Genomic DNA, 9,125 nt, shown 5'->3' on the forward strand with positions numbered 1-9,125 from the left:
AGGTGGCTGACTGCCGGTGCTTCTTCGATTTAAAGCTGGGGTACCGCGCCCGCTTGGCAAAGAAATGCTTGAACGCACTTTGTTGATGGCGCAAGCATTGTTGCAGTGGCACCGAACTAACCTCGGCCAGAAAGGCGGTGTCCGGCTGCTTCTTTAACTGTGTTAGGAACGCGCTGGCATCGTTATAGCCGATCTTTTCCTGACGCTGATAGAACGCGTCGGTGCGATAGCGTAGTACCGAGTTCCAGACAAACCGCACGCACCCAAACGTCCGCGCCAACAAGGCTGCTTGCTCAGGCGTGGGATAGAAGCGGTATTGGTAGGCGCGTTCGGCTTTCATGCTTTACACTTTAGATGAAATATTGTAAGGATGCAAAACACAAGGCGTCCTGGCGGACGCTGCGCTATCCATCCTCGCACCAAAAGTACGAGGTTTTCCGCGCTAACTGATAAAAGTATCACCATCCGCTACAACAATGCCAATTTTTATTAGCCAAGTCGGCGAAACTTACTAACGTGAAACAGAGAACTATAACAGCGGCAATACTTCCTTTTCCTGCAAAATGGTGGTCTTACCTGGAGAAGATGCTAACGGTGCCAAAAAGTTTGCCCAACGCATCGCCTATCGATTACAAGAGCAACCCATGACGTGGCACGAAGACCGGCTCGTTTATGTGACGGTCTCGATTGGGGTTGCCTGCCTCAACGATGGCGGCTTTACCAACAGCACCGAGCTCATCAATGCCGCCAACAAAAGCATGTACTTTATTAAACACAGCGGCCGCTGCGGTATTGCCGTATACGGGCACTAACCTAGCCGTTTAATGATTGCTCCCGCACTCAGCGGGGGCCTTACTCACAGCTGATCGAGCGACTGTCAGCAGCGCAAATTAAACGCTACTCATATACCTCAGCTTCAGACAGCTGACTACCCGCCTGATCTTTTTCCGACAGCGCAATCTCTACCGGCAACGTGGGCCACTCAATGGCAAGCTCCGGGTCATCGAAACGGATGCAGCGCTCTGATTCAGGGTGGTAGTAATCAGTGGTTTTGTACAAGAAGTCAGCGGTTTCTGAAAGCACTACAAACGCATGACCAAAGCCTTCCGGCACCCACAGTTGGCGATTATTGTCAGCAGACAGCTCAACGCCTACCCACTGCCCAAAATGCGCCGAATGGCGGCGCAGGTCTACCGCCACATCCCACACGCTGCCCTGGGTAACGCGCACCAGCTTACCTTGCGGCTGCTCAAGCTGGTAATGGATGCCACGTAGCACCCCCTGGCGAGAGCGGGAGTGGTTATCCTGCACAAACTCGCGCTTGCACCCGGTCGCCTCTTCAAACGCTTTTTGATTAAAGCTTTCCATAAAAAAGCCACGGGCATCGCCAAACACCTTAGGGGAAAGAATGAACACCCCTGGTAGAGACGTTTCTTCAACCTGCATTAGTGGCCACCTTTAGCATCTAAACGGTTTAACAAGTACTGACCATAGCCGGTTTTTGCCAGTGCCGTGGCGCTTTCACGCAGCGACTCATCGCTTAGCCAGCCCTGCTGCCAGGCAATCTCTTCCAGGCAAGCCACTTTCAGTCCTTGGCGGTGCTCAATGGTTTGCACGTACTGGCTCGCCTCTAACAGGCTATCGTGGGTACCGGTATCCAACCAGGCAAAACCACGGCCCAAGCGCTCGACGCGCAGGTCGCCACGCTCTAGGTAAGCATTGTTCACGCTAGTAATTTCCAACTCGCCGCGTTCAGAAGGCGTGACCTGCTTGGCGATCTCGACCACATCGTTATCGTAAAAATAGAGCCCGGTAACTGCGTAAGGCGACTTCGGCTTGGCGGGTTTCTCCTCAATAGAGACCGCCTTACCGTCAGCATCAAACTCCACTACCCCGAAGCGCTCTGGGTCTTTCACCAAATAACCAAACACCGTAGCACCGCTGGTTTGTGCCGCCGCCCGCTTTAACTGGTCTGAGAAGTGTTGACCGTGGAAAATGTTATCACCCAGCACCAAGCACACCGGTGCATCGCCAATAAACTCTTCACCAATAATAAACGCCTGCGCCAAGCCATCTGGGCTAGGCTGCACTGCGTACTCAAAGCGCACACCAAAAGAGTCGCCATTGCCCAGCAGGTTTTCATACTGAGGCAAATCTTCCGGGGTAGAGATAATCAAAATCTCGCGGATGCCAGCCAGCATTAACACCGAAATCGGATAATAGATCATCGGCTTGTCGTAAATCGGCAGCAGCTGCTTTGAAACACCGCGCGTGATGGGGTGCAGGCGCGTACCGCTGCCACCTGCCAAGATAATGCCTTTACGTTGCATCGTATTGCTCCTTGCTCGTTACCCGCAGAACTAACGCGAGCTTGCTATTTCTTCCACGGTTAGCGCCAGCTGGCTTTGCCAACTGGGCAACTGGATGCCCAACGCTTGTTCAATTTTATCAACGCCCAGCCGAGAGTTAAGCGGGCGAACCGCTGGCGTAGGGTAATCGCTTGTTGGTATGGCTGAAACCCCCTCAGGAGTAATCTCCAACGGTAGCCCAAGGCTGCTGGCTAACTGGAAAATCTCGCAGGCAAAGCCATGCCAGCTCGTCGCCCCTTTAGGGGCTAAATGATACACACCGCTCTCGATACCCGATGCCGTGACTGTTTGTAGCTGAGTACCGTGTAGCTTAGTAAGCGCTTGCTGTGTGACTAACGCAATCAGCCGCGCAGGCGTTGGCGCACCAATTTGGTCACTTACAACGCTTAAGGCGCTACGCTCAGCTCCTAAACGCAGCATGGTTGATAAAAAACTCTTACCATGGGCGCTGTACACCCAGCTAGTGCGGAAAATCAGGTGCTGGCAGCCACTCTTAGCGACCGCTTCATCGCCTGCTAGCTTGGTAGCCCCATAGGCATTGCATGGCCCCGCGGCATCGCCTTCCTGCCAGGGAGTATCACCCTCACCGTTGTAAACGTAATCCGATGAGTAATGCACTAACCAGCCGCCCCGCTGCTGGCAATAAGCCGCCAACTGCGCGGGCAGCTCCGCATTCAACCGTGTTACCGCCTCAAGGTCTGTTTCAGCGTTATCGACCGCCGTATAGGCAGCAGCATTTACGATAAGGTCAGGTTGGTGTTGTGCCAAAAACGCATCCACGGCGTCAGCATCCAACAGATCCAAGGCCGCCCGGTTAGGCGCCAGAATCTCACCAAGCGTAGCCAACTGACGGCGTAGCTCAAAGCCAACCTGGCCACTGCCGCCGGTGATCAGAACCTTCATAACCCATTCCTTTGTGAAACACTTGAATTCATCATCCTAGCCACCTGAGTACTACACCGGTGGCAGACAGCTTTAGCTCGCGATGTTTAATTGCTAGTTGCTAGAAGTGAGCAACAGCGGTTTACAAGACTCAAAAGAATAACTCATTCTTGCAACTGCTGTACTTGCAGCATCAGGTTTTCGGCAAACACTTTCATCACCTCAACCTTTTGATGAGCTGTCGCCAGAGCACTGTGTAGAATGACAGCCTCCTCAATATATTCATGGATCATTTTATTTCGCAGTTGACGAAGGCTGATCCACTCCTCTGCAGAATCAAGCCAACCGTATTTTTCAGCTTTATTAAGATTTATTAATAAAGCGTTGGCTGACTCACCTAGTGCATTGAGCAGCGCTGGAAGTAATTTATCGCCGAGTGTGTCTTGAAGCCGACAAAATCGACTGGTGAACGCTTCAAGCGTGAGCGCTAGCGCCGGGTCTTGCTCCAGCTTCTCCACTCTCTCGAGCGTAAGAGAAGCACCAAACGCTTGGCTGTCTGCATAGTCCAGATGCTTAATTTCCTTACTCACCACTCTTACAAGAAAATTCAGCCTCTCTTGCGTTTCTGGCAATAGGTTCACAATACAATCCCTTGTTCTTGTGCAACATGGTGAATCATCGACTTCTCTAGATTAGGGGCATTCAGCACAATATCTATCTTTTGATCGCCCAGTTGCTCAATGATCTTTGCTTGAATTCTAGCGATAGCCCAAGCAGGATTGCTTACCGCCTCTCCCACCGTAATCATCAGATCAATATCTCCACCTTTTGCGAGGTCATTGGTGCGTGAACCAAACACTCGCAGCTGGGCACCTTCGCCAAGCACATCCTTGGTAGCTTTTTTAATGGCTGTCACTTCTCTACCCGTTAATCGCACGGCTACTCTCCAGCGTATAAAGTACGTGAGCTGATACGGCACCCCGCCTTTTTACATTGTAACGTAGGGCAGGCGACCGTAAGCACCAGAGGAAGTAGCTTCAGCTCGCGACCGTTAGGCCACCAACACCGAACTCAGAGCTACAAGCTACCCAAACGTTCCCCTTGGTAGCTGCCATCCTGAACCCGCTGCCACCACTGCCGGTTTTCCAAATACCACTGCACGGTTTTACGCAACCCGGTTTCAAAGGTTTCTTCTGGCGTCCAGCCAAGTTCACGCTCAATCTTGCTGGCATCAATGGCGTAGCGCAGGTCGTGGCCTGGGCGGTCTTGTACAAAGGTAATCAACTCACGGTAGGAACGCTCGGCAGGCACCAGTTCCTGCAGCAGGTCGCACAGCGTTTCCACTACTTCAAGATTCGCCTTCTCGTTATGCCCGCCGATATTATAGGTTTCACCTACCACGCCTTCGGTGATGACCTTAACCAACGCACGGGCGTGGTCTTCTACATATAGCCAATCGCGCACCTGCTGGCCATCGCCATATACCGGCAACGGCTTACCCGCCAAGGCGTTCAAAATCATCAGCGGGATAAGCTTTTCAGGGAAGTGATAAGGCCCATAGTTATTCGAGCAGTTGGTCACTAACACCGGCAGCCCATAGGTACGGTGCCAAGCCCGCACCAAATGGTCAGAACTTGCTTTACTGGCCGAATAAGGCGAGCTGGGCGCGTAAGGGGTTTCCTCGGTGAACAGATCTTCCGGCCCTTCTAAATCGCCGTACACCTCATCGGTAGACACATGATGGAAGCGGAACGCCGCCGCCTTTTCAGGGGCCGTGGCCTGCAAGCCCTTCCAATACTGGCGGGCCGCCTCTAACAGCGTATAAGTACCCACGATATTGGTTTGAACAAACGCCGCCGGGCCATCAATGGAACGGTCTACATGGGACTCCGCCGCCAGGTGCATCACCGCATCCGGCTGGTAGCGCTCAAAAATAGCTGCCATACGGGCAGCATCGCCAATATCCGCGTGCTCAAAGGCGTAGCGCTCACTACCTTCTACTGAGCCCAACGATTCAAGATTACCGGCATAGGTTAACGCATCCACATTCACAACGGTGTGTTGAGTATTTTCAATGACATGACGCACAACCGCCGAGCCGATAAACCCTGCCCCACCGGTGATTAAAAATTTCATACTGAGTCTCGCTTTTACACATTTAACGTTGGCACCTGATAAAGATGGAGGCGCCGGAATGATCAACAAATGGCTTTGGCTAACCCACTAACCAGCGCTTTTTTTCCCATGCCCAGGCATGCTCAATAATTGTTTGCAGCTCAGCATATTGAGAACGCCAGCCAAGTACTTGCTGTGCCAAACGTGCATCCGCCACCAGCACAGCCGGGTCTCCTGCGCGGCGCTCCCCTTCTTGAATCGTAATAGTATAACCGTCTTGACCAACCACTTTCTGGGCAGCGGCCACTACCTGCTGCACGGAAAACCCACTGCCATTCCCCAGGTTAAACGCGCAGGCACCGCTCAGTTTACCCGACACCAAATGATCAAGCGCCAAAGCATGCGCCGTGCATAAGTCTTCCACATGGATATAGTCGCGAATACAGGTGCCATCCGGCGTGGGATAATCACGGCCAAATACGGTAATCGCGTCACGCTTACCTAGCGCGGCTTGCAGCACCAGTGGAATCAAATGCGTTTCCGGTTCGTGCCACTCGCCTAGCTGAACATCCGGGTCGGCACCGCAGGCATTGAAGTAACGTAGGGCGACCGAGTTAAGGCCATAAGCATGGGCGTAATCCTGCAGAATACGCTCTACCATCCATTTGCTGGCCCCATAGGGGTTGATCGGCGCGGTAGGGTGCTGCTCATCTATCGGTGTATAGTTCGGGTTGCCAAATACCGCAGCAGTCGATGAAAAGATCAAATTCGATACCTGGTGGCGGCACATAGCATCCAGCAGGTTCAGTGTATTCACCACATTGTTTTGATAATACTTGGAAGGCGAGGTTACCGATTCCCCCACCAAACTATGGGCAGCAAAATGCAGCACCGCCTGGAACGCATGAGCTTGGAATAGCTGGTCGAGTAATGGGGCGTCTGCTAAATCGCCCTTGACCAACGTGCCAAACGGCAGCGCTACACGCCCGCCGGTAGAATGATTATCCAGCACCCAGACCGCATGCCCTTCCTCTACCAAGCGCTTTACCATATGCGAGCCGATATAGCCCGCTCCCCCGACTACCAATACATTCACATGCAGCTCCTTTATTACTTGGGCAGGGTATCTCGGTTTCGACCGACCTTCCATTTTTGCAAGCAAACCACTCCTTGCTTCAGGCTAATAAATATATCAATCATATTTTAAACAGCGTTTTCGTGTATAAACCCCTTGAAAATTGTTAACAGTATAATTTTCAAGTCGAGCCAAATAGACCAGTTTTCTATGTACCAGAGGTCGCATTCAATTCGTTTAGCGAGGTCGGTATCACCGCGCCAGCCGTTGATTTGCGCCCAACCGGTAATGCCCGCCTTAACCATGTGCTTTTGCATATAACCAGGTATTTCGTGTTTGAACTGCTCTACGAAGAGCGTTCTTTCCGGTCTTGGACCTACGATGGACATATCGCCTTTAATGACGTTGATGAACTGCGGTAGCTCGTCAAGGCTGGTCTTACGCAGCAATTTTCCGAAGCGTGTCACTTCTTTTTTCTGGGTGCCTCCCCATTGAATGCCGTTTTTCTCTACCCCCATCGGCATCGAGCGAAACTTGAGCATCATGAAAGGCTGCCCGTTGAGCCCTACTCTCTCCTGACGATAAAAAACCGGTCCTGGGGAGGATAATTTCACCCCAAGCGCTAGTATTACCATAAGTGGGCTTATCAGTATTAGGATAAGGCTGGAGAGGACAATATCTTCCAGGCGTTTGAGCAGCCGAGCACTACCAGACATCGGCGAGCACGAGAGGTCGAGGAGAAACAGGTCAGCAACATTGGAAACGCTATGGTTGATTAAGCGAAAATCACGCATGTCTGGCATGTAGCGTACATTGCCTGTGGAGAGGCTTAGCGATGCCTGAATGCGCCTTACGTCTTCACCTCGTGAAATGGGCAGGCAAATCCAGACTTCTTCTTCATTGTGTTCTATAGTTTCTCCCAGGCTATAGCTTTCATGGCGGTTTTTTTGTAGTTCATTCGCTTCGTCATCACCGATCACCAGTATCCGTTCGATATCGAACCCTGCCTGGGGGTGGCGTTCAAGGTGCTGAATAGCAGTGGCGCAGGAGTGGGCATCGCCCACTAGCAGTACGCTGCGACGGTTCCGGCCGCTCATCCGCACTCGGTTCAAGATGGGGTAAGCCACCAACCGGAGCACAATAGAGAACAGGCAAGCGCTGGAGATCCACATTATGACCCATAGGCGAGAATATTTTGCTCCATACTGAAAGAGAAATAGAATTAAGGCTAATACAGCACCTACTAAAAAATAACCAAATAACAAGCGCATGATGAGCACTGTCCGCACACGCCCGCGCCAAGAAATATAGATACCTAATCTTGAGAAGATCAAGAGCGCAGCCAGCGCACCCAGTGGCATTAAGAGGCCGTAGCTCTCGCTCATTTCGGTTTGCCCGAAACGCAAGAGGTAGGCTAGCCAGCCACCGGCGAAAATGATGGCCAAATCAGCCAGTCTGATCAGGGTGTTGGTATAGGCATCGAAACCATAAAGATGCCGGTTGGAGTGTTTCATCGTGTACTGCTCCGTTTAATTAATTATCCATTCCATGTGGCTTGATTATTGCGCTGTACGCCAGTAGCCCTTGTGCATACTTAGTGACTTACGTACTCGTTCTGGCAGGCGCCTGTGCTGCTGACCCAGCTTGTAGCCCACTAGCTTGCAGGCGTTTGCAAGAAATGATGTAGGCCACCAGTGGCACCGCTGCCATCCTAAGTAGCGCAGCTCTGAGCGTACGTAGCGCTGCCCTTCGCCACCCGCACCTCCAAAAGCTTGCCGTATCCAGTCTTCTTCGGCATGAAAAACGCCTATATCAAAATAGCGCTTGAATTCTTGTTGAGCAGTATAGTCGTGTGAATGATGACAGCAGGCATCACCTGCGTAGGCGACTTTCCATCCTTGTTGAAGCATTTTTGCTGCTACGTACATATCTTCAGCAAGAATTACATGGCTGGGAAACCCTCCTACTGCTTCCAATGCCGTGGCTCGGTAAGCAGCAAATGAGTTTGACATGAAGGCTGTCTTTATCCCTAGCTCTGCTACATCAGCCATGGACTTGGTTCGGCTAGTGGCCGGGTAGTTAAAATGGCGTGCATGGGAAGCTAAGGGGTTTGCATCCAGATGCGGTAGCTGCCTTCCACAGACGGCGCCCACTTGCGAGTCGGTAAAGGGGGCAAGGAGCCGTGCGATGGCATCAGGCTCGGCGAGATAGGCGTCCTGAGTCAGGAAAATGTAGTACCGATACCCTGGTCGATCATGGATCGCTTTTTGTCGCGTGGCTCCATGATTGAATTCGCGCTGGGGAATGATGCGGTGGTCTATTCCTGCGTCTTGCAGATAGCTGGCGGTACCATCTGTAGAGGAGGAGTCAATCACATAGAGATTGATAGCATCGAGAGGTAGGCTGCCTATTAGGCGGCTTAAATCGTGTAATCCGTTATAGGTTGGTACAACGACCAGTGTATCGTCAAAATGCGCATTCACGCTGAATCACCTTATAAAATCAATTTTGTCTGCTAAATCTAGCTACTAATTTTAACTATCAATTTTAACTACTGCCTGAATCCGTGAGACCGCCCCCCGGAAGCACTTCTAACCCACTGACCTGCATGGCAATATAGCCATTATCGCCATTCACCCAGACAGTGCCATGCCCAACATAAAGTTCCGCGCCAGTCGCCGCAC

At 51.8% G+C, this 9,125-nt stretch carries 11 protein-coding genes; 1 reads left to right on the forward strand and 10 read right to left on the reverse strand.

Annotated elements, in window-relative coordinates; genetic code table 11:
* A partial coding sequence (locus tag NH344_RS17485; RefSeq protein WP_253028228.1) for a helix-turn-helix domain-containing protein occupies positions 1–340 on the reverse strand: 340 nt, incomplete at its 3' end.
* 223 nt (positions 341–563) lie between these two features.
* Here NH344_RS17485 and NH344_RS17490 point away from each other — a divergent pair.
* Positions 564–812: a diguanylate cyclase gene (locus tag NH344_RS17490; protein WP_253028229.1), complete on the forward strand. Its 249-nt coding sequence runs from the start codon at positions 564–566 to the stop codon at positions 810–812.
* An 85-nt stretch (positions 813–897) separates the two neighbouring features.
* On the opposite strand, the gene rfbC is transcribed toward NH344_RS17490, so the two are convergent.
* The 9 genes from rfbC to NH344_RS17535 all read right to left on the reverse strand — a co-directional run bounded on the left by rfbC (position 898) and on the right by NH344_RS17535 (position 8,924).
* Positions 898–1,446 carry a dTDP-4-dehydrorhamnose 3,5-epimerase gene (rfbC, locus tag NH344_RS17495; RefSeq protein ID WP_083025558.1) on the reverse strand — a complete coding sequence of 183 codons (549 nt, stop codon included), beginning with the start codon at positions 1,444–1,446 and terminating at the stop codon, positions 898–900.
* Positions 1,446–2,330 (reverse strand): glucose-1-phosphate thymidylyltransferase RfbA, encoded by an 885-nt coding sequence (gene rfbA / locus NH344_RS17500; RefSeq protein WP_253028230.1) that lies wholly within the window; start codon positions 2,328–2,330, stop codon positions 1,446–1,448. The genes rfbC and rfbA overlap by 1 nt, the downstream gene beginning before the upstream one ends.
* A gap of 30 nt (positions 2,331–2,360) precedes the next feature.
* A complete protein-coding gene (rfbD, locus tag NH344_RS17505; protein ID WP_253028231.1) occupies positions 2,361–3,272 on the reverse strand; it encodes a dTDP-4-dehydrorhamnose reductase in 912 nt (303 codons plus the stop codon).
* Between the two features lie 143 nt (positions 3,273–3,415).
* Complete coding sequence (locus NH344_RS17510) at positions 3,416–3,892, reverse strand: hypothetical protein (protein ID WP_253028232.1); 477 nt, start codon at positions 3,890–3,892, stop codon at positions 3,416–3,418.
* Positions 3,889–4,188 carry a nucleotidyltransferase domain-containing protein gene (locus NH344_RS17515; protein WP_253028233.1) on the reverse strand — a complete coding sequence of 100 codons (300 nt, stop codon included), beginning with the start codon at positions 4,186–4,188 and terminating at the stop codon, positions 3,889–3,891. Before NH344_RS17515 ends, NH344_RS17510 begins: the two co-directional genes overlap by 4 nt.
* A 140-nt stretch (positions 4,189–4,328) precedes the next feature.
* The gene (gene rfbB, locus NH344_RS17520) at positions 4,329–5,387 is read right to left on the reverse strand and encodes a dTDP-glucose 4,6-dehydratase (protein ID WP_253028234.1); all 1,059 of its coding nucleotides are present in this window, start codon (positions 5,385–5,387) and stop codon (positions 4,329–4,331) included.
* 79 nt (positions 5,388–5,466) lie between these two features.
* Entirely contained in the window at positions 5,467–6,462 is a 996-nt protein-coding gene (gene galE / locus NH344_RS17525) for a UDP-glucose 4-epimerase GalE (protein ID WP_253028235.1), read from the reverse strand.
* A 107-nt stretch (positions 6,463–6,569) separates the two neighbouring features.
* Complete coding sequence (locus NH344_RS17530; RefSeq protein ID WP_253028236.1) at positions 6,570–7,955, reverse strand: undecaprenyl-phosphate glucose phosphotransferase; 1,386 nt, start codon at positions 7,953–7,955, stop codon at positions 6,570–6,572.
* Positions 7,956–8,000: 45 nt separating this feature from the next.
* Positions 8,001–8,924 carry a glycosyltransferase family 2 protein gene (locus tag NH344_RS17535; RefSeq protein ID WP_253028237.1) on the reverse strand — a complete coding sequence of 308 codons (924 nt, stop codon included), beginning with the start codon at positions 8,922–8,924 and terminating at the stop codon, positions 8,001–8,003.
* Between the last annotated feature and the right edge of the window lie 201 nt (positions 8,925–9,125).

Source organism: Halomonas sp. Ps84H-12, assembly GCF_024124725.1.
Lineage (GTDB): Bacteria > Pseudomonadota > Gammaproteobacteria > Pseudomonadales > Halomonadaceae > Vreelandella > Vreelandella aquamarina.

Excerpts from the sequence above, each read along its gene's own strand:
- NH344_RS17490 (WP_253028229.1), top strand. The coding sequence starts at position 564 with ATGGTGGTCTTACCTGGAGAAGATGCTAACGGTGCCAAAAAGTTTGCC.
- rfbC (WP_083025558.1), bottom strand. The coding sequence starts at position 1,446 with ATGCAGGTTGAAGAAACGTCTCTACCAGGGGTGTTCATTCTTTCCCCT.
- rfbA (WP_253028230.1), bottom strand. The coding sequence starts at position 2,330 with ATGCAACGTAAAGGCATTATCTTGGCAGGTGGCAGCGGTACGCGCCTG.
- rfbD (WP_253028231.1), bottom strand. The coding sequence starts at position 3,272 with ATGAAGGTTCTGATCACCGGCGGCAGTGGCCAGGTTGGCTTTGAGCTA.
- rfbB (WP_253028234.1), bottom strand. The coding sequence starts at position 5,387 with ATGAAATTTTTAATCACCGGTGGGGCAGGGTTTATCGGCTCGGCGGTT.
- NH344_RS17530 (WP_253028236.1), bottom strand. The coding sequence starts at position 7,955 with ATGAAACACTCCAACCGGCATCTTTATGGTTTCGATGCCTATACCAAC.